The sequence below is a fragment of the Halomonas aquatica genome (assembly GCF_040196335.1).
Taxonomy (GTDB): domain Bacteria; phylum Pseudomonadota; class Gammaproteobacteria; order Pseudomonadales; family Halomonadaceae; genus Halomonas; species Halomonas aquatica.
Genome location: NZ_JBEGCJ010000002.1, coordinates 1 through 24,808, shown reverse-complemented (window position 1 = coordinate 24,808; position 24,808 = coordinate 1). Strand labels below are relative to the sequence as shown.

At 66.4% G+C, this 24,808-nt stretch carries 25 protein-coding genes; 17 read left to right on the top strand and 8 right to left on the bottom strand.

The features are described from left to right. Window positions 1-15 precede the first annotated feature (15 nt). Genes ABE960_RS03290 through ABE960_RS03280 form a run of 3 tightly spaced genes read left to right on the top strand, consistent with a single transcriptional unit; the run spans window position 16 to window position 2,506 of the window. Window positions 16-783 carry an MlaA family lipoprotein gene (locus tag ABE960_RS03290; RefSeq protein WP_349760821.1) on the top strand — a complete coding sequence of 256 codons (768 nt, stop codon included), beginning with the start codon at window positions 16-18 and terminating at the stop codon, window positions 781-783. A 12-nt stretch (window positions 784-795) separates the two neighbouring features. Then, window positions 796-2,010 (top strand): PP2C family protein-serine/threonine phosphatase, encoded by a 1,215-nt coding sequence (locus ABE960_RS03285; protein ID WP_349760820.1) that lies wholly within the window; start codon window positions 796-798, stop codon window positions 2,008-2,010. Further along, on the top strand, window positions 1,997-2,506 hold the full coding sequence (locus ABE960_RS03280) for an STAS domain-containing protein (RefSeq protein ID WP_349760819.1): 510 nt from the start codon (window positions 1,997-1,999) through the stop codon (window positions 2,504-2,506). The genes ABE960_RS03285 and ABE960_RS03280 overlap by 14 nt, the downstream gene beginning before the upstream one ends. 115 nt (window positions 2,507-2,621) lie before the next feature. Here ABE960_RS03280 and tal read toward each other — a convergent pair whose 3' ends face one another. Then, the gene (gene tal / locus ABE960_RS03275; protein ID WP_349760818.1) at window positions 2,622-3,560 is read right to left on the bottom strand and encodes a transaldolase; all 939 of its coding nucleotides are present in this window, start codon (window positions 3,558-3,560) and stop codon (window positions 2,622-2,624) included. Between the two features lie 139 nt (window positions 3,561-3,699). On the opposite strand from tal, the gene ABE960_RS03270 reads away from it, so the two are divergent. From ABE960_RS03270 to ABE960_RS03230, 9 genes are all read left to right on the top strand, one after another. Then, complete coding sequence (locus ABE960_RS03270; RefSeq protein ID WP_349760817.1) at window positions 3,700-4,887, top strand: Bcr/CflA family multidrug efflux MFS transporter; 1,188 nt, start codon at window positions 3,700-3,702, stop codon at window positions 4,885-4,887. A gap of 125 nt (window positions 4,888-5,012) precedes the next feature. Further along, on the top strand, window positions 5,013-6,026 hold the full coding sequence (locus ABE960_RS03265; protein WP_349760816.1) for a PstS family phosphate ABC transporter substrate-binding protein: 1,014 nt from the start codon (window positions 5,013-5,015) through the stop codon (window positions 6,024-6,026). Between the two features lie 114 nt (window positions 6,027-6,140). Beyond that, window positions 6,141-7,397, top strand: a complete 1,257-nt coding sequence (pstC, locus tag ABE960_RS03260; RefSeq protein WP_349760815.1) for a phosphate ABC transporter permease subunit PstC — start codon at window positions 6,141-6,143, stop codon at window positions 7,395-7,397. Window positions 7,398-7,415: 18 nt separating this feature from the next. Beyond that, window positions 7,416-8,582, top strand: coding sequence for a phosphate ABC transporter permease PstA (gene pstA / locus ABE960_RS03255; protein WP_349760814.1), 1,167 nt, complete (start codon window positions 7,416-7,418; stop codon window positions 8,580-8,582). Between the two features lie 64 nt (window positions 8,583-8,646). Next, window positions 8,647-9,486 carry a phosphate ABC transporter ATP-binding protein PstB gene (gene pstB, locus ABE960_RS03250; RefSeq protein ID WP_432765330.1) on the top strand — a complete coding sequence of 280 codons (840 nt, stop codon included), beginning with the start codon at window positions 8,647-8,649 and terminating at the stop codon, window positions 9,484-9,486. A gap of 145 nt (window positions 9,487-9,631) precedes the next feature. Then, entirely contained in the window at window positions 9,632-10,705 is a 1,074-nt protein-coding gene (locus tag ABE960_RS03245) for an ArsJ-associated glyceraldehyde-3-phosphate dehydrogenase (protein WP_349760812.1), read from the top strand. Then, window positions 10,698-11,933, top strand: coding sequence for an organoarsenical effux MFS transporter ArsJ (arsJ, locus tag ABE960_RS03240; protein ID WP_349760810.1), 1,236 nt, complete (start codon window positions 10,698-10,700; stop codon window positions 11,931-11,933). Before ABE960_RS03245 ends, arsJ begins: the two co-directional genes overlap by 8 nt. Before the next feature lie 161 nt (window positions 11,934-12,094). Further along, window positions 12,095-13,039 carry a DnaJ C-terminal domain-containing protein gene (locus ABE960_RS03235; RefSeq protein ID WP_349760809.1) on the top strand — a complete coding sequence of 315 codons (945 nt, stop codon included), beginning with the start codon at window positions 12,095-12,097 and terminating at the stop codon, window positions 13,037-13,039. Then, window positions 13,036-13,350, top strand: coding sequence for a chaperone modulator CbpM (locus tag ABE960_RS03230; RefSeq protein WP_349760807.1), 315 nt, complete (start codon window positions 13,036-13,038; stop codon window positions 13,348-13,350). Before ABE960_RS03235 ends, ABE960_RS03230 begins: the two co-directional genes overlap by 4 nt. A gap of 111 nt (window positions 13,351-13,461) precedes the next feature. On the opposite strand, the gene ABE960_RS03225 is transcribed toward ABE960_RS03230, so the two are convergent. From ABE960_RS03225 to arsB, 4 genes are all read right to left on the bottom strand, one after another. Then, complete coding sequence (locus tag ABE960_RS03225) at window positions 13,462-14,628, bottom strand: MFS transporter (RefSeq protein WP_349760806.1); 1,167 nt, start codon at window positions 14,626-14,628, stop codon at window positions 13,462-13,464. Window positions 14,629-14,742: 114 nt separating this feature from the next. Next, a complete protein-coding gene (locus ABE960_RS03220; protein ID WP_349760805.1) occupies window positions 14,743-14,976 on the bottom strand; it encodes a thioredoxin family protein in 234 nt (77 codons plus the stop codon). Window positions 14,977-14,998: 22 nt separating this feature from the next. Beyond that, window positions 14,999-16,348: a permease gene (locus ABE960_RS03215; protein WP_349760804.1), complete on the bottom strand. Its 1,350-nt coding sequence runs from the start codon at window positions 16,346-16,348 to the stop codon at window positions 14,999-15,001. 153 nt (window positions 16,349-16,501) lie between these two features. Then, window positions 16,502-17,575: an ACR3 family arsenite efflux transporter gene (gene arsB / locus ABE960_RS03210; RefSeq protein WP_349760803.1), complete on the bottom strand. Its 1,074-nt coding sequence runs from the start codon at window positions 17,573-17,575 to the stop codon at window positions 16,502-16,504. Window positions 17,576-17,748: 173 nt separating this feature from the next. Here arsB and ABE960_RS03205 point away from each other — a divergent pair, with 173 nt between their 5' ends. Together ABE960_RS03205 and ABE960_RS03200 are read left to right on the top strand one after the other, a co-directional pair. Further along, window positions 17,749-18,366: an ABC transporter ATP-binding protein gene (locus ABE960_RS03205; protein WP_349760802.1), complete on the top strand. Its 618-nt coding sequence runs from the start codon at window positions 17,749-17,751 to the stop codon at window positions 18,364-18,366. Then, window positions 18,357-19,157: an ABC transporter permease gene (locus tag ABE960_RS03200; protein ID WP_349760801.1), complete on the top strand. Its 801-nt coding sequence runs from the start codon at window positions 18,357-18,359 to the stop codon at window positions 19,155-19,157. Before ABE960_RS03205 ends, ABE960_RS03200 begins: the two co-directional genes overlap by 10 nt. A gap of 37 nt (window positions 19,158-19,194) precedes the next feature. Here ABE960_RS03200 and ABE960_RS03195 read toward each other — a convergent pair whose 3' ends face one another. Next, on the bottom strand, window positions 19,195-19,995 hold the full coding sequence (locus ABE960_RS03195) for an alpha/beta fold hydrolase (protein WP_349760800.1): 801 nt from the start codon (window positions 19,993-19,995) through the stop codon (window positions 19,195-19,197). 9 nt (window positions 19,996-20,004) lie between these two features. Then, on the bottom strand, window positions 20,005-21,192 hold the full coding sequence (locus ABE960_RS03190; RefSeq protein ID WP_349760799.1) for an acetyl-CoA C-acyltransferase: 1,188 nt from the start codon (window positions 21,190-21,192) through the stop codon (window positions 20,005-20,007). 161 nt (window positions 21,193-21,353) lie between these two features. Here ABE960_RS03190 and ABE960_RS03185 point away from each other — a divergent pair, with 161 nt between their 5' ends. The 3 genes from ABE960_RS03185 to ABE960_RS03175 all read left to right on the top strand — a co-directional run bounded on the left by ABE960_RS03185 (window position 21,354) and on the right by ABE960_RS03175 (window position 24,609). Continuing rightward, window positions 21,354-21,923 carry a TetR/AcrR family transcriptional regulator gene (locus ABE960_RS03185; protein ID WP_349760798.1) on the top strand — a complete coding sequence of 190 codons (570 nt, stop codon included), beginning with the start codon at window positions 21,354-21,356 and terminating at the stop codon, window positions 21,921-21,923. Window positions 21,924-22,160: 237 nt separating this feature from the next. After that, entirely contained in the window at window positions 22,161-23,825 is a 1,665-nt protein-coding gene (locus tag ABE960_RS03180) for an AMP-binding protein (RefSeq protein WP_349760797.1), read from the top strand. A 16-nt stretch (window positions 23,826-23,841) separates the two neighbouring features. Continuing rightward, complete coding sequence (locus ABE960_RS03175; protein WP_349760796.1) at window positions 23,842-24,609, top strand: SDR family NAD(P)-dependent oxidoreductase; 768 nt, start codon at window positions 23,842-23,844, stop codon at window positions 24,607-24,609. Window positions 24,610-24,675: 66 nt separating this feature from the next. Here ABE960_RS03175 and ABE960_RS03170 read toward each other — a convergent pair. Further along, a partial coding sequence (locus ABE960_RS03170; protein WP_349761374.1) for a sodium ion-translocating decarboxylase subunit beta occupies window positions 24,676-24,808 on the bottom strand: 133 nt, incomplete at its 5' end.

The window sequence follows — 24,808 nt, the reverse complement described above, 5'->3', positions numbered from 1 at the left end:
GAGGCGATCGTGCCGATGAAACGACGTATGACGAGATGGATGGGCGGCGGTGCCCTTATGCTTTCACTGTTGCTGATGGTGGGCTGTGCCGGCAGCGGCCAGGTGCGCCAGGGTTACCCCAATGATCCCTGGGAGGGCTTCAACCGCAAGGTGTTCGCCTTCAACGACGTGGTAGACCGCTATGCGCTCAAGCCGGCCGCCAGGGGCTACCGTTTCATCACGCCGGATCCGGTGGAGACTGGCGTGGGCAACTTCTTCTCCAACCTGGGCGAGATCCGCACCGCCCTGAACAGTCTGTTGCAGGGCAAGGGCACGAATGCCGGCGTGGCCACCGGCCGCTTCCTGATCAACAGTACCCTAGGCATCGGCGGCCTGTTCGACATCGCCACGCGGATGGAGATCACCGGCCGCGAGGAAGACTTCGGTCAGACACTCGGTGCCTGGGGCGTGGGGGAGGGGGCCTACCTGGTGCTGCCCTTGCTGGGCCCGAGTACCCTGCGTGATACGGCTGGGCTGCCGGTGGACATGTACACCTATCCGACCACCTACGTGGAGGAGGACAAGGTGCGCGTCAGCCTGACCGTCCTGAGGGTGATCGATGCCCGGGCCGGGCTTCTCGACCAGGAGGAGCTGATCAGTGGCGACCGTTACAGCTTCATCCGTGATATATGGCTGCAGCAGCGTCGCTTCGAGGTCAACGATGGAGAGATGGGTGCGGATCCCTTCGCCAGCGACGAGTTCGATTTCGATGATGCAGACTTCGAAGACGCCTTCGCTGAATGAGGCCATGACAGCATGTCATCAGCCAAGCAACTGATCGGAGTGATTGATGTGCCCGGGCCGGAGCGTGATGCCCTGGCTCAGACCATCGCCCGTGATGGCCTGGCGGTGTACGCCGCCGACGGCGTCGAGGAGTTGCCGAGCGAGACGGCGCTGATCGTGGCCCATGCCCGCGCGGTGTCCCGTGGTGACTGGGAGCGCCTGGCCGATCGGGTACCTACCCTGGTGGTCAGTGACGATCGTCAGGATGCCGACCTGCTGTGCGCGGTGGATGCTGGCCTGGTGGATTACATCATCGACCCGCTGCGCCATGGCTACCTGCTGCGTCGCATGATCGGCAAGGCCATCGAGGTGCGTCGGCTGGCCGCTGATCGCGAACATGACCGGGCTCGGCTGGCCCACCTCAACGAGAACCTCGAGGAACTCAACGAGAGCCTGGAAACCCACCTGGCGATGCTGCGCCTTGACCAGCAGGCCGGCGGGCAGATACAGCGCAAGCTCCTTCCGCCGCGGCCCCAGACCGTTCGAGGGGTGACCTTCGACTACTGGCTGGCCCCCTCGCTCTATCTCTCCGGGGATTTCCTCGACTTTCAGGGCTTCGACGAGCGTTACAGCCTCTTCTATTTTGCGGACGTCTCCGGGCATGGGGCGTCCTCGGCCTTCGTCACCGTGCTGCTGAAGTACCTTTCCAATCGCTGGCAGCAGGAGTGGGACGGCCAGCATCCCGAGGACCTGGCTCCGCGCTGGCTGGAGGCGCTCAATCGCGAGCTGCTGGATGCCGGCATCGGCAAGCATGCGACCCTGTTCGTCGGGGTCATTGACCACCAGCGTCGTTATCTCCACTATTCCCTCGGCGCCCAGCTGCCCATGCCACTGCTGGTGGCCGACGGCGAGGTTCAGGCGCTGCCCGGAGAGGGCATGCCGGTCGGGCTCTTTCCCGGAGTGGATTACCCGAGCCTGGGTTGCAGGCTGCCGGAGCACTTCCGGTTGTGGCTCTGTTCGGATGGCATACTGGAGTGTCTGCCGGGGGATACTCTGGATGGGCGGCTCAGGGAACTCGAGCGGCGGGTCTTTGCCAGCGCGACGCTGGACGACCTACGTGGCAGTCTTGAACTGGGGCACCTGGCGGACGATGATGAGGTCGTCGCCCAGAGCGCCCCGGGGCATGAGGAACTGCCAGACGACCTGACGATCATGTTGTTGAGCGGATTTGGCAATGATAAACCATGAAGGTCGCATCAAGGCGGCGTTCGATTCAGGGGTCTTCGTCCTCAAGCTGTGCGGAGACGTGCGCCTGACGCTCTGTGCCACCCTGGACCAGCAGGCTCGACAACTCGCCGAGACACCCGGGCTCGAGACGTTGATCATCGACCTGAGAGACACCACCAACGTGGACTCCACCGCGCTGGGCTTTCTCGCCAAGGTGGCCATGGCGGTGCAGGGGCGTGTCAGTGAGCGACCGACCATCATCGCCGACAATCCCGATGTCCGGCGGATGCTCGATGTCATGGGATTCGCGCGCATCTTCACCCTGGTGGAGTCTCCGATCACCGAGACCCAAGAGCTCTGCGACCTTCCCGAGATCCCCATCGACGTGGAAGAGACCCGACAGCGGGTGCTCGAGGCGCATCGTATCCTGATGCATCTCAGCGAGCGCAACCGCGAGGAGTTCCAGCCGCTGGTGGAGATGCTGGAGGCCCAGAAGGCCGCTTCCCACGGCCACTAGTGGGGCTCACCCTGCTGCCTGACCTCGGGGCTCGCCCAGCGCGGCCGCCCTTGCTGTCGCGGTGTTCTGTTCCGCATGCTATCTCCGCGTGCTATCCGGCCGCCGTCACGGTCGTCTATCCCTTCCTGAGCTCTCCCAGCAGCGTCTCCAGCTTGCGCTGGTCGGCCATGAACTTGCGGATCCCCTCGGCTAGCTTCTCGGTGGCCATGGCGTCCTCGTTCATCGCCCAGCGGAACCCGGCCTCATCCAGGGGCTCCGGTGCACGGGTCTCGGCGTCCAACGGCTTGAGCCGACGCTCAAGTGGGCCGTGGGTGCCTTCCAGCTCCTCCAGCAACTGGGGGGAGATGGTCAGACGATCGCATCCGGCCAGGGCAATGATCTCGCCTGCATTGCGGAAGCTGGCGCCCATCACGACGGTCTCGTAGCCGTGGCCCTTGAAGTGCTCGTAGATACGCTTGACCGACTGGACGCCCGGGTCGCGGTCACCGCTGAAGTCGGCGTCAGGGGCCTGAGCCTTGTGCCAGTCGAGTATGCGGCCGACGAAGGGCGAGACCAGGGTAACGCCGGCATCGGCGCAGGCCTGGGCCTGGGCAAAGCTGAACAGCAGGGTGAGATTGGTGTGAATGCCTTCGCGCTCCAGTATCCGGGCGGCGCGAATCCCCTCCCAGGTTGCCGCGACCTTGACCAGGATCCGCTCGGGGCCGACCCCATGACGACCATAGCGCGCGATCAGCATGCGGGCCCGGGCCAGGGTGGCGTCGATGTCGAAGGATAGGCGAGCGCTGACCTCGGTGGATACGTAGCCTGGTACCAGGGCGCTGATTTCGCTGCCGATCTCCACGGCCACGGTGTCCAGGGCATCGTCGATGTCGGTGGCATGGCGGGCGATCTCGGCCAGCCGAGCACGGCGAGCCTCATGCTGGGCCGCCTGGAGGATCAGCGACGGGTTGGTCGTGGCGTCGGTCGGCTCGAAGCGGCGGATCGCATCGAGGTCACCGGTGTCGGCCACCACGGTGGTCATGGACTTGAGTTGTGAAAGCAGGTCGTCTGCCATGGTGGGGTCTCTCCTGTTGTCATGGCGCTCACTCTAGCAAGGCAGGAAGGCCGAACATAGGTGGCCGGGACGAGGGTCGGATTTTTGGTTATTATTAGCCCTCTATCTTTCTCTGTGTAGACTCCATCTGGAGGCGTCATTGACCCTTGACTCGCGACGCGTGGCCCTGCTGGTGGCCGCCAACACGGCCCTGGCGCCCTTCGCCATCGATGCCTACCTGCCCGCCATGTCGGCGATCGCCGAGCATATCGGCGCGAGCATCCATCTTACGGAGCTGTCGCTCAGCACCTTCCTGGCCGGCTTCGCCCTAGGCCAGCTGCTGTTCGGGCCGCTCTCCGATCGGCTGGGGCGCAAGCCGGTGCTGCTGGGTGGGCTGGTGGCCTTCCTGATGGCGAGCCTGGTGATCACCACGGTGGATTCACTACCCGAACTGCTGGCCTGGCGCTTCCTGCAGGCTCTCGGCGGAGGGGCCTGCGTGGTCAACTCCGCGGCCATCGTGCGCGACTGCTTCCAGGGGCGGGAGGCGGCCAAGGTGATGTCGACCATGGCGATGATCATGATGCTGGCGCCGCTGGTGGCCCCTGCGGTGGGCAGCGGATTGCTCTATCTCGCCGACTGGTGGCTGATCTTCGTCTTCCTGGCGGTCTATGCGGCCTTCCTGCTCTGGCTGATGGGCACCAAGCTGCCAGAGACCCGGGCGGCGGATCGTCCGGCGGCCTCCCTTGGCCAGGTGCTGTCGAACTACTTAAGCGTGCTGCGACACCGTGAGGGCATGGGCTATATCTGTGCGGCCTCGATGTCCTTCGCCGGGCTGTTCGCCTTCATTACCGCCTCGCCGTTCCTCTATCTGGAGCATTTCGGGCTGTCGCCGGCACTCTATCCCATCGTGTTCGGCGCCAACGTGGTGACCATGGCAGCGTCCAACCGCCTCAACATCCGCCTGCTGCGTCGCCGCAGTCCCCAGCAGAACCTGCGCCTGGGGCTGGGCATCCAGCTCTTCGCCACCACGGGACTGGTGCTGATGGTGGCCAGCGGTCTAGAGTCGCTCGTGACCGTGGTGCCGCTGGTCATGCTGTTCGCCGGCACCATCGGACTGGTGGCCCCCAATGCCATCTCCTCGCTGCTCGATCACTTCCAGCACATGAGCGCCACCGCCGCGGCCTTGCAGGGTACTCTCCAGTTTTCCAGCGGGGCGCTTGCGGGGATTCTGGTGGGGGCCTTCGAGGTCGACAGCGCCTGGCCCATGGTGCTGACCATGCTGGTCGCCGCCACGCTCGGCAACATCGGGTTCCGGGTCCTGGCGGGCCGCGCAGCGGCGCGATCCTGACCCGCTGACCCGGCCCGAGGGTGAGAAAGCGGGTGCGGTTCCTTGCCTGTCATGAAGCTGTCACTTTCCTGGGGCATCGTGTGTCTCGCGAAGGTTGAATACTTTCCTCGACAGGAGATCGCTCCATGAATCGCATCCTCAAGACTACCGTCATCGCTGCCGCCGTCGTCGGTGTAACCGGTGTCGCCCAGGCTCGCGAACAGGTCCGCATCGTCGGCTCCAGCACCGTGTATCCGTTCGCCAGCTATGCGGCCGAGGAGTTCGGTGCCACCACCGAGTACCCGACGCCGGTCATCGAGTCCACCGGTTCCGGTGGCGGGCTGCGCCTGTTCTGCAACGGCGTGGGTGACGACACCCCGGACATCACCAACGCCTCGCGTCGCATGAAGCCCTCCGAGTTCGAGCGTTGCGAAGAGAATGGCGTCACCGACATCACCGAGGCCTTCATCGGCTACGACGGTATCGCCTTCGCACAGTCCATCGACAACGCCGCGATGGACGTCACCCGCGAGCAGATCTTCCTGGCACTCGCCGCCAAGGTCCCGGTCGATGGTGAACTGGTCGACAACCCGTATACCCGGTGGAGCGAGATCGACACCGCCCTGCCGGCGCGCGAGATCGCCGTCTATGGCCCGCCCACCACCTCTGGCACCCGTGACGCCTTCGAGGAACTGGTGATGGAAGTCGCCTCCGAGGAGATGGAGGCCTACGGCGGTGAAGGCTACACCGACATCCGCACCGACGGTGCCTTCATCGATGCCGGCGAGAACGACAACCTGATTGTCCAGCGCCTGGCCGAGAATACCGATGCCTTCGGTATCTTCGGCTACTCTTTCCTCGAGGAAAATGCCGACACCCTGATCGGGTCCAACATCGACGGTGTCGCGCCGACGCCTGATGCCATCGGCAGCGGCGAGTACCCGGTGTCACGCTCGATGTTCTTCTACGTGAAGAACCAGCACGCCGACGAGGTGCCGGCCATGGACGCCTTCGCCAAGATGTTCATGAGCGAGATGATGATCGGTGAGCTGGGCTACCTGAAGGGCATCGGCCTGATCCCGGCGCCGCAGGAGATGCGCGAGGAAGCACGCCAGGCAGTCGAGAGTCACGAGCCGCTCGAGCTCGCCGACCTGAAGTAACGTCGGGCCCTCTGCCACACCCGGCCGGCAGCCAAGCTCTGCCGGCCGGGTCACGTTTCGACGGGCGGGGCCACCCTGGGCCGGCCTGCGGATGAATTCCTTCGAGAGACACCTATGCAGACCAACCAGATAATCGCCATGTTCGGCGGCGCCCTGCTGCTGCTGGGTCTGATAGCCTTCTTCCTGGGGCGTGCCAAGGCCTCCCGGGTACGTGCCTCCGGCAAGACCATGTACGCCCAGCCCGACCAGTACGCCTGGTTCGCCGTGCTGTCGACGGCGGGTCCCGCCATGGTGGTGAGTGCGCTCGGCGGCTTCGTGTTGCTGCTGCTCGGGGCCGAGATCCCCACCCTCTACCTGCTTGGCGGCAGCCTGGCCATTGCCTGCCTCGGGCTTGCCATCGGCATGCTGATGGTGCGTCCGGACTTCCACGCCCGCCAGGCCATCGAGCGGGTGATCCGCTTCGTGCTGGCGGGGGCCGCGCTGATCTCCATCTTCACGACGCTGGGCATTCTGGTGTCGATCATCGGCGAGGCCCTGCGCTTCTTCCAGATGCAGAACTTCTGGGACTTCATCACCGGGACCATCTGGAACCCGGGGGCCAGTTTCCTCGAGGCCGCCGGTCGTGGGGATGAGGGGGGAAGTGCCGCCCAGTTCGGTTCGGTGCCACTATTCGCCGGCACCTTCATGATCACCGCGGTGGCGATGCTGGTGGCGATTCCCATCGGTTTGCTTGCCGCCATCTACATGTCGGAGTTCGCGCCGCAGCGCGTGCGTACCGTAGCCAAGCCGGTGCTCGAGGTGCTGGCCGGCATTCCCACCGTGGTGTATGGCTTCTTCGCCGCCATCACCGTGGCGCCGATCATCGTCAGCGTGGCCGGCTTCTTCGGGCTCGAGGCTTCCTTCAACAACGCCCTCGCTCCAGGCATCGTCATGGGCATCATGATCATCCCCTTCATCTCGTCGCTCTCCGACGATGTGATCAACTCGGTCCCCGACAGCATGCGTCAAGGTTCGCTGGCGCTGGGCATGACCAAGGGCGAGACCATCCGCGACGTGGTGATCCCGACGGCCCTGCCGGGGATCATCTCCGCCTCGCTGCTGGCGGTATCGCGGGCGCTGGGCGAGACCATGATCGTGGTGATGGCCGCCGGCATGCGGCCCAACCTCACGGCCAATCCGCTGGAGGACATGACCACCGTCACGGTGCGCATCGTGGCCGCCCTGACCGGCGACCAGGAGTTCGCCAGTGCCGAGACCCTTTCCGCCTTCGCACTGGGCCTGGTGCTCTTCGTGGTGACCCTGAGCCTGAATTTGGTCTCGGTGATCATGATTCGCCGTTTCCGCGATAAGTACCGGGTCAACAACCTGTAACGCCGAGGACATGTTCCTATGAGTCAATCCTTCGACGACATCAGCGCCCAACTGAAGCGCCGCCACCGCAAGACGGCGCGCCTGAAGTGGATCTCCATGGGCGCCCTGGGGCTGGCCGGCCTGTTCCTGGTGCTGTTCTTCGCCGACATGCTGGTCAAGGGCATGCCCGCCTTCCAGCAGGCACAGGTCCAGGTCCAGGTCGACTACAGCGAACAGGCCAGCCAGATCCCCCTGGCTGCCTTGAACGAGGACGCACGTCCGCTGGTCAGCCGCGGCTACCTGCGCCTGATCCCGGGCCGCATGGAGGACGACCCCGACCTGCTGGGCACCACGCGCATGGAGTGGGTGCTGGCCGACGGCCAGGTGGACCAGTACCTCAAGGGCCATCACACCAAGCTCAAGGCCGGCGACCAGGCCGTGGTCGACCGGCTGGTAGAGGAGGGGCGTGCCGAGCTCAGGTTCAACACCACCTTCTTCACCAGCGGTGACTCCAAGATGCCCGAACTTGCCGGCATCGCCTCCGCCGCCATGGGCACGTTGCTGACCCTGCTGGTGACCCTGGCGGTGGCCTTCCCGATCGGCGTGATGACGGCGGTGTATCTCGAGGAGTTCGCGCCGGACAACCGCATCACCCAGGCCATCGAGATCAACATCAACAACCTGGCGGCGATCCCCTCGATCCTGTTCGGCCTGCTGGGCCTGGCGGTCTTCATCAACTTCTTCGGGGTGCCACGTTCATCGCCGCTGGTCGGTGGCCTGACGCTGGCGCTGATGACCCTGCCGGTAATCATCATCGCCACTCGGACGGCGCTGCGCAGCGTGCCGGAGTCGATCCGCCATGCCGCCTTCGGGGTGGGCTGTTCGCGCTGGCAAGTGGTGCGCGATCACGTGCTGCCGCTGGCGCTGCCAGGGATCATGACCGGCTCGATCATCGGCCTGGCGCAGGCCATGGGCGAGACGGCGCCGCTGATCATCGTCGGCATGGTGGCCTTCATTCCCGACATCACCACCTCCTTCACCGAGGCGGCCACGGTGCTGCCGGCGCAGATCTTCACCTGGGCGGGAGAGCCTGACCGGGCCTTCATCGAGAAGACCTCCGGGGGCATCCTCGTGCTGCTGACCATCCTCATCAGCCTGAATGCCACGGCGGTGGTGCTGCGCAAGAAGTTCGAGCGCCGTTGGTAGCCACCGACACGACACAGGATATCCTCAGATGAACATGCAAGTTGCCGAGCGGAGTATTGCGCCCATGTCAGGTGATCAAAGGTCAGGTCATGAAAGGTCACGTCGCGAACCCGGTCAGCCGGTGACGCGCAATGATGATGCCCACCACGAGCTTTCCATCCGAGTGCGCGACCTCAACCTCTGGTACGGCCAGAGCCAGGCGCTCAAGGGCATCGACATCGATGTCTTCCAGAAGAATGTCACGGCGCTGATCGGGCCGTCCGGTTGTGGCAAGTCGACCTTCCTGCGTTGCCTCAATCGCATGAACGACCTGATCCCCAATGTCCGTCTCGAGGGGCTGGTGGAGATGGACGGTCGCGACGTCAATGCCGCGAAGATGGACGAGGTGGCCCTGCGCCGCCGGGTGGGGATGGTCTTTCAGAAGCCCAACCCCTTTCCCAAGTCGATCTACGAGAACGTTGCCTACGCGCCACGGATGCACGACCTGGTGAGCCGCAAGTCGGACCAGGACGAGCTGGTGGAGAGGGCCCTGCGGGATGCCGGCCTCTGGGAGGAGGTCAAGGACAAGCTGCAGCAGCCCGGCACCTCGCTATCCGGCGGCCAGCAGCAGCGCCTGTGCATCGCCCGTGCCATCGCCGTGCAGCCCGACGTGATCCTGATGGACGAGCCGACCTCGGCGCTGGACCCGATCTCCACGGCGACCATCGAGGACCTGATGGACAAGCTCAAGCAGCAGTTCACCATCATCACCGTGACCCACAACATGCAGCAGGCGGCGCGGGTGGCCGATTACACCGCCTTCTTCCACCTGGGCGAGATCATCGAGTACAACGACACCAAGACGATGTTCTCCAACCCACACAACAGGAAGACTGAAGACTACATCACCGGCCGCTACGGCTGAGGGTGCCGTGAGGGAAGAACGATCGACGGGGAAGCCACGGGCTTCCCCGTCGATGTTTTGGATACCGTCACGGGATTGACATCGGGGGAGCGATATATGAAATCCCGTATATCCTTCATCCATCCCGATTTCTCGAGGAGACACCATGACAGTTCGCATCGGCATCAACGGCTTCGGCCGCATCGGCCGCCTGGCCCTTCGCAGCCTCTGGCCCCGTATCGAGGCAGGGGAGGCCGAGGTCGTGCGCATCAATGACCCGGGCGGCGATGCCGCCACCTTCGCCCATCTGCTGGAATTCGACTCGGTACACGGCCGCTGGTCGCCGGGGCAGGGCATCGAGGCCGAGGACGACGCCCTGGTGATCGACGGCCGCCGCATCGCCTTCAGCACCAACAGTGCGCTGGGCGACAGCGACTGGTCCGCCTGCCAGGTGGCCATCGAGTGCTCCGGCAGGATGAGGGCAACCGATCCGCTCAAGGCCTATCTCGACCAGGGCGTCGAGCGGGTCGTGGTCAGCGCACCCGTGAAGGAGGAGGGTGTACTCAACGTGGTGATGGGCGTCAACGACGATCGCTATGACCCGCAGCGGCATCACATCGTCACCGCGGCGAGTTGCACCACCAACTGCCTGGCGCCGGTGGTCAAGGTAATTCACGAGGCCTACGGCATTCGCCATGGATCGATGACCACGGTACATGACATCACCAACACCCAGGTCATCCTGGATGCCCCCAGCTCGCCGGACGGGGCCGACCTTCGCCGCTCTCGGGCCTGCGGCATGAGCCTGATCCCCACCACCACCGGCTCGGCCAAGGCGATCACGGCGATCTTCCCGGAACTCGAGGGCAAGCTGAACGGCCATGCCATCCGCGTGCCCCTGGCCAACGCCTCGCTCACCGATATGGTCTTCGAGCTCGAGCGCGAGGTGACGGTGGAGGAGGTCAACGCCACGCTCAAGGCGGCCGCCGAGGGGGAGCTGGCCGGCATCCTGGGCCATGAAGAGCGTCCGCTGGTCTCCATCGACTACCGTACCGATTCACGCAGCGCGATCATCGATGCCCTGTCGACCCTGGTGGTGGGTGGTACCCAGCTCAAGCTCTACGCCTGGTATGACAACGAGTGGGGCTACGCCAACCGAACCGTCGAGCTGGCCCTGAAGGTGGGGAGTGAGCCGGTGGGAAGTGAGCCGGTGGAAAATGAGCAGGTGGGCCATGGTTGATGCTACACCGCTGGCCGCGCGCCTCAGGGCGCTGCCCTTCGAGGTCCGCCAGTACCTGCTGATCACCGCCAACTACTGGGCCTTCACCCTCACCGATGGTGCCCTGCGCATGCTGGTGGTGCTCTATTTCCACCAGTTGGGCTACTCGCCGCTGGAGGTGGCGCTGCTGTTCCTCTTCTACGAGGCATTCGGCGTGGTCACTAACCTGGTGGGGGGTTGGCTGGGCGCCCGGCTGGGATTGAACCGCACCATGAACGCCGGGCTCGCCCTGCAGGTCGTCGCCCTGGCCATGCTGACGGTGCCCGCCGCATCGCTGACGGTGCCCTGGGTGATGGCGGCCCAGGCACTCTCGGGGATCGCCAAGGATCTCAACAAGATGAGCGCCAAGAGCGCGGTGAAGGTGCTGGTGCCCAGGGATGGCCCCGGCGCCGGCAGCGCGCTCTATCGCTGGGTGGCGGTTCTCACCGGCTCCAAGAATGCCCTCAAGGGCGCCGGTTTCTTCCTCGGCGGGCTGCTGCTGACCCTGATCGGCTTCCGGGGCGCGGTGATCGGGATGGCGGTGATGCTCCTCGTGGTGCTGGCCCTCTCCCTGATGCGGTTGAGGGCCGATCTGGGCCGCCAGAAACGCAAGCCCAGGTTCTCGGAGGTGTTCTCCACGTCGCGGGCGGTCAACGTACTCTCGGCGGCCAGGCTGTGCCTGTTCGCCTCCCGGGACGTTTGGTTCGTGGTGGCACTACCGGTGTTTCTCTATGATCAGCACGACTGGAGCCATTGGATGGTGGGCGGCCTGCTGGCGCTCTGGGTGATCGGCTATGGCGGCGTGCAGACCCAGGCGCCGCGCCTCACCGGCCGGGTCCGGGGCGAAACGCGGGGCATCACGGTGGCCTGGGCCCTGGCACTCGCCGGCCTGCCGGCGCTGCTGGCGCTGATGCCCCTGGCCCAGGTGGGCTGGCTGGTGGCAGGGCTGCTGGCCTTCGGCGTGATCTTCGCCATCAACTCCAGCTGGCACAGCTACCTGATCGTCCACTACGCGAGGGCCGACGGGGTCTCCATGGACGTCGGTTTCTACTACATGGCCAACGCCATGGGACGGCTCCTGGGGACCCTGCTCTCCGGATGGCTCTATCAGAGCCAGGGGCTCGCCGCCTGTCTGTGGGTATCGGCGGCCCTGGTGGCAGCCAGCGCGGCGCTGGCCCTGGCGCTACCGCGGGAGTCATTGGCCCGGTGACCTCGCGCTCGGGGCAGGTTTGCGTTACCGGCTGAGGCGGCATCTGGCCTAGTCCTTCGGCCATCTTCGACTAGGCTTGAGTCAATCGCCGATGTCTTTTCAGGGGTGACGCTCGGGTCATCCTGCCTGGATTGACAGGCCTCCAGCCGGAGTCCTCTTACGTGGAATTCAAGGATTACTACCAGGTTCTCGGGGTAGAGAAGACCGCGACCCCCGACGAGATCAAGAAGGCTTATCGCAAGCTGGCGCGAAAGTTTCACCCCGATGTCAGCAAGGAGCCGGACGCCGAACTGCGCATGCAGGAAGTCAACGAGGCCAAGGCGGTGCTTGCCGATCCCGAGAAGCGCCTCGCCTACGATCAGTTGGCTCGGCAGTACCGGTCGGGCCAGGATTTCCAGCCGCCACCGGACTGGGATGCCGGTTTCGAATTCAGCGGGGGAGGCTTCGAGGAGGCCGACCTCGGTGAGTTCAGTGACTTCTTCGCCAACCTGTTCGGTCAGGGCGGCCGGGCAGGGGGGAGACGGGGTTATCAGATGCGTGGCGAGGATCGTCATGCCAAGGTGGTCATCGATCTCGAGGATGCCTACCACGGTGCTACTCGGGCGATCACCCTGCAGGTACCTCGGTTAGATGCCCAGGGTCGCGTACTGTCTCGAGAGCACACGCTCAACGTACGAATACCCAAGGGGGTCAAGGCGGGTCAGCATATCCGTCTATCCGGCCAGGGTGGCCCCGGTATGGGAGGGGGCCCGGCGGGTGACCTGTTTCTCGAGATCCACTTTACCCCGGACCCGCTCTATCGGGTCGAAGGGCGGGACGTGCATCAACGCGTGCCGGTCACGCCCTGGGAAGCCGCCCTGGGTGCCAGCATCGAGACGCCGACTCCCTCGGGGGTAGTGAAGGTGAAGGTGCCCGCCGGCTCTCAATCCGGGCGTCGATTGCGCCTGAAGGGTCGCGGTATTCCGGGACCGGAGCCGGGCGATCTCTACGTGGAGCTCGAGGTGGTCCTGCCCCCGGCCGATACCGACAGGGCGCGGGAGCTCTATGAGACCATGGCGCAGGAGCTTGCTTTCGATCCGCGCCAACGGAGGGGGGCTAGGCCATGACTCAGCAGCGTATCACCAGCGGCGAACTGATCGACGAGGCGACCCTGACGCTCGAGGAACTGGCTCGCGCCTGTTCGGTCGAGGCCGAGTGGGTCATCGAACGCATCGAGAGGGGCCTGCTGGCCGATGGGTCGCCCTATGTGGCGAGCTGGCGCTTCACCAGTCATGATCTGACCCGTGCCCGGCGGATATGTCAGCTGGAACGTGACTTCGAGGCCGCGCCCGAGCTCGCCGCCCTGGCGACCGATCTGATCGAGGAGAACCAGCGTCTCAAGGAGCGGCTCCGGGCCGCCGGGTTGATCGAAGGCTGATCAATGACCAGTGACCAGTGACGCTCCCTGACCTAGCCCTGCTCGACATGCCGCCCGGCGTCCTCTGGCCGGGTGCCGTCGCCACCCGAGGCGGTCATGACAGTGTTTCGCTCAATGAAGACCCCGCAGCGCCCATAGTCCCAGCACCGGTCCCGGCAGCAGCCACAACAGCACCCAGAGCTCCTGGGCGGCCCACAGGCTCGAGGTGAGCGAGATCGCCGGGATGGTCAGAGCGAAGCCCACGGCGTTCATCACCGCCAGTGTCGAGCCGAGCCGTGCGTGGGGGGCGGTGGCGGCGGCCAGGGCCGAAAACTGTGGCGAATCGGCGATCACCGTGAGGCCCCATACGCCCAGCAGCACGAGCAGCAGCCCCGGCGGTGCCCAATACATCAGTGGGTAGGCCAGACAGATCAGCCCTGAGGTGGCCAGGGCGCGTCGGGCCACCCACAGGCTGCCGAGCCGGCGGCTCAGCTCGCCGCCCCCCACGCAGCCCAGGAATCCGAGGGCAATGACCCCGAACGACAGCCATGGCACCAGATCCATCGAGGCCTCCAGGCGCCCGAGTTCACGGGCCACCAGGAAGGGCGTCAGCATCCACAGGGCGTAGAGCTCCCAGCAATGGCCGAAGTAGCCGCCGGCCACGGCCCGGAAGCGCGGTGCACGAAGACCCGCCAGGCCCTCCCGCAGACGGGTGGGGCCGGCGGGCGGCGGCAGGTGGGGGCCATCGCCGAGCAGGTGAATGATCGCGCCACCCGCCAGCGCAAGCAGCGAGGCGCCGAGCAGCGGCCACTCCCAAGGGAGGCCCAGGGTCGTGCCCCGCAGCAGGTGGGGCAGGGCGGTCCCCAGGGTGAGCATGCCGACCAGCCAGGCCAGGGCCGCTCCCCTGTGGCTGGGCGTCCAGCCGATCACCAGCTTCATGCCCAGGGGGTAGATGCCGGCCAGGCAGAGGCCGGTGGCGAACCGCAGTACCAGGCTGGCGGTGGGGGTGTCGGCCGCCAGCACGAAGCCCGCGTTGGTCAGCGCGCCGAGCAGGCAGGAGACGGCGAAGATGCGGCTGGCCCGGAAGCGGTCGGCCAGGCCGCTGGCGGCGATGCTCAAGGTGCCCAGAATGAAGCCGGCCTGAACGGTGAGGGTCAGCCGGCCGAGGTCGGCCTCGGTCAAGCCAAGGTCACGGGCCAGTGACAGGCCCACCCCGTTGACGGAGAACCACAGCGAGGTGCCGCAGAGCTGGGCCAGCACGATGATGGCCAGGGCGTGGCGGTGCAGGAAGGCGGTCATCCTGCCATGGTCGCCGTCGCTCCCCGGCAAGGCAAGTGCGCCAGGTTCCTCGATGCCATGGTCAACCACCCTGTGCGGCGAGATCTGCCGCTGAGCAAGGTGCGCCCGTGCCTGTCAGGCCTTCAGCAGGCGCTGGATCTCCTCGGCGCTTGCCACCTTGCCCTCGATGACTACCTCGCCGTCGACCCCCAGCGCCGGGGTGCGCATCACGCCCTTGTCGATGATGGCGTTCATGTCGGTGACCTTCTCGATCTCCACGGTGAAACCCAGCGCCTCGGCGGCGGCCCTGGCATTGTCGGTCAGCTGCTCGCATTTCCTGCAGCCCTTGCCGTAGATGCTCAGTTTCATGGTCATGCTCCTTGGTGTGTCGCTACGGCCATAGCTGGCCGTAGAGATAGCCGGTGATCGTGGCCATCACCACCACCAGGCTGCAGTAGACCAGGGTCTTCTGGGTGCCGAGGATGGTGCGGATCACCAGCATGTTGGGTAGTGACAGGGCGGGACCGCCCAGCAGCAGCGCCAGCGCCGGCCCCTTGCCCATGCCACTGCCCAGCAGGCCCTGGACGATGGGGACCTCGGTGAGGGTGGAGAAGTACATGAAGCCGCCCAGCAGCGAGGCCAGGAAGGTGGAGCGCAGGCCGTTGTCCCCCACGGCCATCACGACCCACTCAGAGGGGATCAGGCCCTGTTCGCCGGGACGACCCAGCAGGAGGCCGGCCACGAAGACGCCGACCAGCAGCAGTGGCAGGATCTGCTTGGTGAAGTCCCAACTCTGCTCGGCCCACTCCTGATCGTCCTCGCGCAGGATGGCGATCAGCATGAGGCCGATGATGCCCACCGCAAAAGCCAGCTCGGGGTCGCCGGGTGCGAGCAGCACCGCCAGCGCCACGGCGACGCCCAGGTTCAGCAGCCAGCGGGCCGGCCAGCCCCAACGGGCCCACAGCAGCCAACCGAACAGCAGCGAGAGTGCCCCGGTGGTCGGCCATTTCCAGGCATGAATGGCCATCCACGCCGGGCTGTCGGCGGCCGCCCAGTTGGCGAACACCAGGATGCCCACCATCAGGCCAAAGAAGGCCGCCACCTGCCCCAGCGGGCGACTGTCATCGCCATCGCCGAAGCCGCGGGCATTGCTCTGGCTGCGGATCCGCTCTTCTCGTTGGTAGAGGAGATGCATGATCACCCCGATCACCACGGCGAAGACGATGGCACCGATGGCCCGGGCCAGTCCCAGCTCCAGGCCCAGTACCTTGGCAGTGACCACGACGGCCATGACATTGATGGCGGGCCCCGAGTAGAGGAAGGCCACCGCCGGCCCCAGTCCGGCGCCGCGACGGTAGATGCCGCCGAACAGCGGCAGCACGGTGCAGGAGCAGACCGCGAGCAGGGTGCCGGAGACGGAGGCCATGCCGAACGCCACCGGCATGGGCGCATCGGGACCCAGATAACGCATTACCGCGCCCTGGCTCAGGTAGGCGGCCATGGCGCCGGCGATCACGAAGGCCGGTAGCAGGCAGAGAATCACATGCTCCTGGGCGTACCAGTGCGTCAGCCGGATGCCCTCCAGCACCGCGTTGTCGAACCGGGCCGATCCGGCGGGAAGGAAGTAGATCAGCAGGAAGATGCCGACCATGGCGCTCAACCAGCGGAGCTGGCCGGGATTCTCACTGGCCAAGGCTCTCAACCGCTGGGGAGCGGAGGGATGTGGGTTGGCGTCCGGCATGCTGGACCCCGCGTGAGGGTAGGGGTGACGGCTTCAATCTATATGCAAACCCCCATGTCGGACAGGCCGCCCTGCAGCGAGCTTGACGGATATCAAGTCACGCCTCGCTGTCCGCGTCAGCTCGGCACGATGTTCCCCACAATATCCCCCCCGTCAGGCCTCCGGGGGGAAGCGATGGCGGGTGGCGTTGGCAATGCGCACCAGGGCCAGCATCACCGGCACCTCCACCAGCACGCCGACCACCGTGGCCAGTGCCGCGCCCGACTGGAGCCCGAACAGCGCAATGGCGGCGGCCACCGCCAGCTCGAAGAAGTTGCTGGCGCCTATCATCGCCCCGGGTGCGGCCACGCAGTGGGGGACCCGCCAGATCTTCGCCCAGCCATAGGCGAGGAAGAAGATCAGGAAGGTCTGGATGATCAGCGGGATGGCGATCAGCAGGATGTGCAGCGGCGCCTCGAGGATGACTTCGCCCTGGAAGGCGAAAAGCAGCACCAGGGTGATGATCAGCCCGATGGGCGTGATGGGCCCGATCCGCTGCATGAAGACGTCGTCATACCATTCGATGCCGTGACGGGCGATCAGGGTGCGTCGGCACAGGGCGCCGGCGGCCAGGGGAATCACGATGTAGAGCACCACCGACAGCGCCACGGTGTCCCAGGGAACCTGGATGTTCGAGACCCCCAGCAGGAACACCACGATGGGCGCGAAGGCGAACAGCATGATCAGGTCGTTGAGCGACACCTGTACCAGGGTATAGGCAGCATCACCGCGGGTCAGGGTGCTCCAGACGAAGACCATGGCGGTGCAGGGCGCGGCACCCAGAAGGATGGCGCCGGCCAGGTACTGGCTGGCCATGGCCTCGGGCAGCCAGGGCCGGAATACCACCATCAGGAAGAACCAGGCGATGGCGAACATGGTGAAGGGCTTGATCAGCCAGTTCACCGTGGTGGTGATGATCAGCCCCTTCGGCTGGCGGCGCACGCCGAGCACGGCGGTGAAGTCGATCTGGGCCATCATCGGGAAGATCATCGCCCAGATCAGCATCGCCACGGGGATCGACACCTGAGCCACCTCGAAGCGAGACAGGGTCTCGGGGATCACCGGGGCAAACTGACCGAGCAGCACGCCGGCGACGATGGCCAGCGCCACCCATAGGGAGAGGAGGCGCTCGAACAGGCCCATGCCCTCCGTCGTCTTCGGGGCGTCGGCCGCGGCGGGGCGAGTCATGGGAAGGCCTCCCGGCAGGGTGGGGATGGTCGAATCGACGGTATATGACTTCCCATATGTCTTCAATCGTCTCGCCGGCAGGGTGGCCGGGAGCTGCTATGATCGACCCCATGCCGCCTCCCCTGAGTCATTGAGCCCCCACGTCCTTGAACCCCCACGTCATGGAGCCTCGCGTGCCCGCCAATGATGCCCTGCACCTCGATCGGCTGCGCATCGGTGACCTCGATGCCGTCAGCCTGACCCTCGCCCCCGGCGAGATCCTCTGCCTCTCCGGCACCAGCGGTTCGGGCAAGAGCCGGTTGCTGCGCGCGGTGGCCGACCTGGAGCCCCATGACGGTGAGGCATGGCTGGGCGGTACGGCCCAGTCGTCGGTCGCCGGGCACCAGTGGCGGGCCCGGGTGATGCTGGTGCCCGCTGAAAGCCACTGGTGGGCCGATACGGTGGGCGAGCACCTGGCCGATGCCCGCCCGGCCGACCTCGTCGCGCTGGGATTCACCCCCGAGGTGCTCGACTGGCAGGTCTCGCGTCTCTCCTCGGGCGAGCAGCAGCGCCTTGCCCTTGTCCGGGCACTGAGCCGGGAACCCTCGGCGCTGCTGCTCGACGAGCCCACCGCCAACCTGGACGATGCCACGACCCGCCGGGTGGAGTCCTGGCTCAAGGCGCGGATACGCGAGCGGGGCTGGCCGGTGATCTGGGTCGCCCACGACCCGGCGCAGATCGCGCGGGTGGCGGATCATCACCGGCATATCGTCGGCCATCGATTGGTAAAGGAGGTGGGCGAGTGGGCGTGATCGACCTGGCCTGGTGGCAGCTGGCCCTGGCAGCCATGATGGTGGTGGCACTCGCGGGCTGCACGGTACTGGCTCGGCTGGAGATGGGACGCAGCCTGCTCGTCGCCGCGGCGCGAACGGTGATCCAGCTCAGCCTGGTCGGCCTGGTGCTGGAGGCGCTTTTCTCTTCGGCCAGGCTTTACTGGGTGGCGTTGATGGCGCTCGGCATGCTGCTGATCGCCGGGCGCGAGGTGATGGCCCGCCAGAAGCGCCGGCTGATCGGGGGGTGGGCCTTCGGCATCGGCACCTTGGCGATGTTTCTCTCTTCCTTCACCGTCACCGTGCTCACGCTCACCGTGATCATCGGCCCGGATCCCTGGTACCGGCCGCAATACGCCATCCCGCTGCTGGGCATGATGCTTGGCAACACCATGACCGGGGTCGCCCTGGCGCTGGACCGTCTCACCGACACGGCCTGGCGCCAGCGTGCGGTGATCGAGAACCGGCTGATGCTTGGCCAGGGCTGGCAGGAGGCCATCGGCGACATCCGCCGGGAGGCGATGCGCAGCGGCATGATGCCGATGATCAATGCCATGGCCGCCGCGGGGGTGGTCAGCCTGCCGGGCATGATGACCGGCCAGATGCTCGCCGGCAGCTCGCCGGCCCTGGCGGTGAAGTACCAGATACTGGTGATGTTCACCATCACCCTAGGCACAGGCTTCGGGACCCTGGCGGCGGTGGCCGCGGGCAGCCGTCGGCTGTTTGACGGCCGCGAGCGGTTGCGCCTGGATCGCCTGTCGCCGCCTCGCTGAACAGGCTTCACACGAGCGGCGCCGATGGTGTCGAGCGCTAGCGCGCCTGGATGGACTCGAGGAAGGGCCGGAAGGCCTCGATCAGACGCTCCGGGCATTCCCGGTGTGGCACGTGACCGCAGTCGGGCAGGATCCTTGGCTCGGCGGGTCCCGGGGTAAGCGAGGCGATGCGACGCGGCTGCGCCAACGATCCGAACTCGTCGTGCTCGCCGTGGATGGCGAGGGTCGGGCAGCGCACCCCGGCGAGGCTGGCATCCAGGGTCCAGTTCGCGAAGGGCGCGGAATGCCAGGTCTCGACCCAGGCCTCCAGCACCCAGCCGGCCTTGTCTCCGTGGTGCTTCTCCAGCCGTGCCATTCGCTCGGGCATGGCAAAGTCACGCTGCGCCTCGCGGATGCCGACCAGGGTGCGCGGCTCGGTGAAGGCCTGGGCCGCCACCGTGACCAGCGCCTCGCAGCCGTCGACATGGCGCCCGGCGATCGCGGCCGCCATGCAGCCCCCGACGCTGTGGCCGAGCATCACGAAGCGCTCGAGGGCCAGCTGCTCGCGAACGACGGCGAAGGTCTCGGCTTCCTCCTCGATGAAGTGCGTGGGCTGCGCTCCGGGGTAGGGCGCGGATCGCCCATACCCCAGTCGGTCATAGGCGATCACCTCGCGCCCGGTGACCTCTGCCAGGCGCTCCGGGAAGTCACGCCACAGGGCCACGCAGCCCAGCGAGTCATGCATCAGCACGATGGGGATGCCGGTCACGCCGGCGCCACCCGGCAGGTGGCGCAAGGCGTGAAGCGTTCCTGCCGGCGTGGCGATCCGGCACTCACGCATCTCGACTTCCCCTGTCATGTCGACCGGTCAATCGACCAGTTCCACGGCCACGGCGGTCGCCTCGCCGCCGCCGATGCACAGGCTGGCGATGCCGCGCTTGCCGCCCTTCGTGCGCAGGGCGTGGATCAGGGTGGCGATGATCCGCGAGCCGGTGGAGCCGATGGGGTGCCCCTGTGCGCAGGCGCCGCCGAAGACGTTGACCTTGTCGTGGGGCAGGCCCAGGTCGTCCATGGCCATGAGGGTGACCACCGCGAAGGCCTCGTTGACCTCGAAGAGGTCGACGTCGTTCACGCCCCAGTCGAGCTTCTTCATCAGCTTCTCGATGGCGCCCACCGGGGCGATCGTGAACTCGCTGGGATGACGCGAGTGGGTGCTGTGGCCAAGCATCCGGGCGATGGGCCGGGCGCCGAGCCGGTCCGCCGCGGCCTGGCTGGACAGGATCAGCGCCGAGGCGCCGTCGGAGATGGAGCTGGAATTGGCCGCGGTGATGGTGCCGTCCTTGGCAAAGGCCGGACGCAGCCCGCGAATCTTGTCGAGCCTGGCCTGGAAGGGCTGCTCGTCATGGTCCACCACGCTCTCGCCCTGGCGGCTGGTGACGGTGACCGGTGCCATCTCTGCATCCAGGTGACCGGCCCTGGTCGCCTCCATGGCCCGCTCCAGCGAGGCGATGGCGAAGTCGTCCAGGCGCTCGCGGCCATAGCCGCGCTGGCTGGCGACCTCCTGGGCGAAGACGCCCATCAGCTTGCCGGTCTCGGCGTCCTCGAGACCATCCAGGAACATGTGGTCCTTCAGCTCCCCATGCCCCAGGCGGTAGCCGGTGCGGGCCTTGGTGAGCACATGAGGCGCGTTGGACATGGATTCCATGCCCCCTGCCAGCATCACCTCACCACTGCCGGCGCGGATCAGGTCGTGGGCCAGCATGGCGGCCTTCATGCCCGAGCCGCACAGCTTGTTGATGGTGGTGGCGCCGATGGCGTCGGCGATGCCGGCCTGGCGCATGGCCTGGCGGGCCGGACCCTGCTTGACGCCGGCGGGCAGCACGCAGCCCATGATACCCTCGTCGATGCTCTCGGCATCGATGCCGGCACGCTGGATGGCTGCGCGGATGGCGGTGGCGCCGAGTTCCGGCGCGGTGAGGCTGGAGAGACTGCCGAGCATGCCCCCCATGGGAGTGCGGGCGGCGGAGAGGAAGACGATGTCGTTGGACTGGCTCATGGCGTGTGCTCCCGAGGTGTTCCGGTGGTGGCCGGCGGTAGTTGAGGTTGTCGTTGTGCGATTGTCGTTTTCGGGGTTCCGTCGCGCGTTGACCCGGCGTCGAGGCTATGGTCTTCTCAGGGTCAACCAAGCAAGCGCTAGTGTAAATCTCGATGAATGTAATGAATGACTCTCCGCGCCGCAAGGAATTGACCCGTCAGGCGGCACAGTTGTTCGTCCAGGAGGGTTTCGACCGGACGACGGTTCGCATGCTCGCCCAGGAGATGGGCATCAAGTCCGGAAGCCTCTTCCATCACTTTCGCGACAAGCAGGAGATCCTCGCGGCGGTGATCGAGGAGGGCACCCAGAACGCGCTGGTCATGGCGAAGGCCGCCCTCGAAGACTGTGACCAATCTGCCGAGGCGCGGTTGCAGGCCATGGCGAGAGCGCATCTGCAGACCCTGCTCACCGACCGCAACGCCCATGTGGTTGCCCTCTACGAATGGCGCCGCCTCGAACCTGGCGCGCGAGACCACCTGAGCCATCTGCGCGATGCCTATGAGTCGCTCTGGGAGCAGGTCATCGACGAGGCGCTGGAGGCCGGCCTGATTCACGGTGACCGCTTCCTGGTGTCTCGCTTCGTCATGGGGGCACTGAACTGGACGGTGCGCTGGTACGACCCGTCCGGTCCGCGCTCTACGGACGACCTCGCCCACGAGCTGGTGGCCATGATCACCCACCGGGCCGCTTGATCCTGTTGCGATGCCCCCTGGTTACCCTCGGCCCGTTACGCTCGACCATCGTCTAGTCCCATCTTGCCGTTCAGGGCTTGCCCCCTTCCTCGGGAGCCTCTAGCTTGTACCAAGCGCTTGCTAGGTTGACGCTTACGTCAACTGCATCTAACCAGAGGGTGAGCGTACACGCCAGCCGTTTTCCATGGCCGCCACCGTTTGCCGATAAAACAAGCACTAACCGCGAGAGGGCAATACATGAGCACCCTTCCCGACTACCAGACCTATCTCGAGTCCTTCTCCATCGAGGATGTCATCGCGCGCCTCGACGATCACCATGATGGCAAGGCCAATGCCTATGAGTCCTGCTGCGGTCGCCATCTCCGCGCCGGCCGGGGCGATGTCCTGGCGCTGGTCCACGAGGACACCCGGGGCGAGGTCAACCGCCTGACTTACGCCGAGTTGGACGCCGAGAGCGCAAGGCTCGCCGGCTGGTTCACCGAGCGCGGTCTGGGCGAGGGGGATCGCATCGCCTGCATGCTGCCGCGCACCCCGCAGCTGCTGGTGGCGGTACTGGCCACCTGGCGCATCGGCGCGGTCTACCAGCCACTGTTCACCGCCTTCGGGCCGGATGCCGTGGACTACCGCCTGGGCCGGGCGGAGACCAGGCTGGTGATCACCGATCACGCCAACCGCTTCAAGTTCGACGGCCTGACCCGATGCCCGCCGGTGCTTGCCGTGGGTGGCCCCGACGGCAAGCACGCCGACGACCTGGACTGGACGGAGGCCATGGCCCATGCGCCGATCGAGGCCACGCCGCCGCGTCTGGCGCGCGAGGCGCCCTTCCTGCAGATGTTCACCTCCGGCACCGTGGGCAAGCCCAAGGGCGTGGCGGTGCCGCTGGCCGGCATGCCGGCCTTTGCGCTCTACATGGAACTGGCCGTCGACCTCCGCGACACCGACCGCTTCTGGAACATGGCCGACCCGGGCTGGGCCTACGGCCTCTACTACGCCATCGCCGGTCCGCTGCTGCTGGGCGTGACCACCCACTTCTGCGAGGCGGGCTTCAGTGCCGAGGGGGCGCTGGCCTTCATGAAGCGCCACCACATCACCAACTTCGCCGCGGCGCCCACCGCCTATCGCCTGATGAAGGCCTCAGGTCTGTTCGACGATGCCCACCAGACCCTCGAACTGCGGGCGGCGAGCTCCGCCGGCGAGCCGCTCAATACCGAGGTGGTCACCTGGGTGGAGCGCTCGCTGGGCTGTCCGGTCATGGACCACTACGGCCAGACCGAGACTGGCATGACCTGCAACAACCACCATGCGCTGGACCACCCCAAGCATGTCGGCGCAATGGGGGTGCCGATGCCCGGCTATCGCCTGGCGATCCTCGATGCCGAATACAATGAGCTTCCCCCGGGCGAGCCGGGCGTGCTGGCGGTGGACATTGCCAACTCCCCGGCCCACTTTTTCGCCGGCTACACCTGGCAGGAGAAGCACCCCTTCGCCGAGGGGTACTACCTGACCGGCGACGTGGTGATCAAGAATGAGGACGGCACCTTCCAGTTCGCCGGCCGCGACGATGACATCATCACCACCTCCGGCTACCGGGTGGGCCCCACCGACGTGGAGAACAGCGTGATGACCCATCCCGCGGTCGCCGAATCCGCCGCCGTGGGCCAGCCCGACGAGATCCGCGGCGAGATCATCAAGTCCTACGTGGTGCTGCGCGAGGGTTACGAGGCAAGCGACGAGCTGGCCGACGAGATCCGCAAGCAGGTGCGCGACCGGCTCTCGACCCACGCCTTCCCACGGGTAATCGAGTTCGTCGATGAACTGCCCAAGACCCCCAGCGGCAAGATCCAGCGCTTCAAGCTGCGCGCGGATGCCTCAGACAAGGCGGACGCCGCAGCGGCCAAATGATATCGAGGAAACCCGCATGAACGTGAAGGACAACACCTTCCTGATCACCGGCGCCGCCTCCGGGCTGGGGGCGGCCACCGCCGAACGCCTGGTCGCCGGAGGCGGCCGGGTAGTGCTCTGCGATCTCAGCGATGCGGTAGAGGCCCATGCCGAGGCCCTCGGCGACGCGGCCCGAGCGGTGCGCGGCGACGTCACCTCCGGTGAGGACATCCAGGCGGCCGTCGATGCCGCGCTGGCCCTCTCGGAGGGACGTGGCCTTGCCGGAGTGGTGCACTGCGCCGGTGTGGTCAGCGTGGGCAAGCTGGTCGACCGCGAGGGCAACCCCGCGGATCTCGACGCCTACAACCGCACCATCCAGGTCAACCTGGTGGGCACCTTCAACGTGATGCGCCTGGCCGCGGCCGCCATGGCGAAGAACGCCCCCGGCGAGGATGGGGAGCGCGGCGTGATCATCAACACCGCCTCCATCGCCGCCTTCGACGGCCAGGTGGGGCAGTGCGCCTACAGCGCCTCCAAGGCCGGGGTGGCGGGCATGAGCCTGCCCGCGGCTCGAGAGCTCTCGCGCCACGGCGTCCGCGTGATGGCCATAGCGCCCGGGGTCTTCGAGACACCGATGATGAGCAAGATCCCCGACGAGGCCGCCCAGGCCCTGGCCGCCGCGGTGCCCTTCCCCAAGCGCCTGGGCCGGCCCGACGAGTTCGCCCGCCTGGCCGAGCAGATCGTCACCAATCCGATGCTCAATGGGGAGGTGATTCGTCTGGACGGCGGCATCCGCATGCAGTGAAGAACCGACCCCCCGGAAACGACAGACGGCGCCCGAGGGCGCCGTCTGTCATGGCAGGGATCCTCCTCAGCCGAGGTACTTGATCATCACCCCGGCGGCCACCGCCGAGCCGATCACCCCGGCCACGTTGGGCCCCATGGCATGCATCAGCAGGAAGTTGTGGGGGTTGGACTCCAGCCCCACCTTGTTGGAGACCCGC

What these genes read in the sequence shown, in the direction of transcription:
- ABE960_RS03290 (WP_349760821.1), top strand. Translation starts at nt 16, where the DNA reads ATGAAACGACGTATGACGAGATGGATGGGCGGCGGTGCCCTTATGCTT.
- ABE960_RS03280 (WP_349760819.1), top strand. Translation starts at nt 1,997, where the DNA reads ATGATAAACCATGAAGGTCGCATCAAGGCGGCGTTCGATTCAGGGGTC.
- pstC (WP_349760815.1), top strand. Translation starts at nt 6,141, where the DNA reads ATGCAGACCAACCAGATAATCGCCATGTTCGGCGGCGCCCTGCTGCTG.
- arsJ (WP_349760810.1), top strand. Translation starts at nt 10,698, where the DNA reads ATGGTTGATGCTACACCGCTGGCCGCGCGCCTCAGGGCGCTGCCCTTC.
- ABE960_RS03285 (WP_349760820.1), top strand. Translation starts at nt 796, where the DNA reads ATGTCATCAGCCAAGCAACTGATCGGAGTGATTGATGTGCCCGGGCCG.
- pstB (WP_432765330.1), top strand. Translation starts at nt 8,647, where the DNA reads ATGTCAGGTGATCAAAGGTCAGGTCATGAAAGGTCACGTCGCGAACCC.
- ABE960_RS03190 (WP_349760799.1), bottom strand. Translation starts at nt 21,192, where the DNA reads ATGAGCCAGTCCAACGACATCGTCTTCCTCTCCGCCGCCCGCACTCCC.
- ABE960_RS03180 (WP_349760797.1), top strand. Translation starts at nt 22,161, where the DNA reads ATGAGCACCCTTCCCGACTACCAGACCTATCTCGAGTCCTTCTCCATC.
- tal (WP_349760818.1), bottom strand. Translation starts at nt 3,560, where the DNA reads ATGGCAGACGACCTGCTTTCACAACTCAAGTCCATGACCACCGTGGTG.
- ABE960_RS03220 (WP_349760805.1), bottom strand. Translation starts at nt 14,976, where the DNA reads ATGAAACTGAGCATCTACGGCAAGGGCTGCAGGAAATGCGAGCAGCTG.
- ABE960_RS03195 (WP_349760800.1), bottom strand. Translation starts at nt 19,995, where the DNA reads ATGACAGGGGAAGTCGAGATGCGTGAGTGCCGGATCGCCACGCCGGCA.
- ABE960_RS03265 (WP_349760816.1), top strand. Translation starts at nt 5,013, where the DNA reads ATGAATCGCATCCTCAAGACTACCGTCATCGCTGCCGCCGTCGTCGGT.
- ABE960_RS03185 (WP_349760798.1), top strand. Translation starts at nt 21,354, where the DNA reads ATGAATGACTCTCCGCGCCGCAAGGAATTGACCCGTCAGGCGGCACAG.
- ABE960_RS03215 (WP_349760804.1), bottom strand. Translation starts at nt 16,348, where the DNA reads ATGCCGGACGCCAACCCACATCCCTCCGCTCCCCAGCGGTTGAGAGCC.
- arsB (WP_349760803.1), bottom strand. Translation starts at nt 17,575, where the DNA reads ATGACTCGCCCCGCCGCGGCCGACGCCCCGAAGACGACGGAGGGCATG.
- ABE960_RS03245 (WP_349760812.1), top strand. Translation starts at nt 9,632, where the DNA reads ATGACAGTTCGCATCGGCATCAACGGCTTCGGCCGCATCGGCCGCCTG.
- ABE960_RS03230 (WP_349760807.1), top strand. Translation starts at nt 13,036, where the DNA reads ATGACTCAGCAGCGTATCACCAGCGGCGAACTGATCGACGAGGCGACC.
- pstA (WP_349760814.1), top strand. Translation starts at nt 7,416, where the DNA reads ATGAGTCAATCCTTCGACGACATCAGCGCCCAACTGAAGCGCCGCCAC.
- ABE960_RS03175 (WP_349760796.1), top strand. Translation starts at nt 23,842, where the DNA reads ATGAACGTGAAGGACAACACCTTCCTGATCACCGGCGCCGCCTCCGGG.
- ABE960_RS03225 (WP_349760806.1), bottom strand. Translation starts at nt 14,628, where the DNA reads ATGACCGCCTTCCTGCACCGCCACGCCCTGGCCATCATCGTGCTGGCC.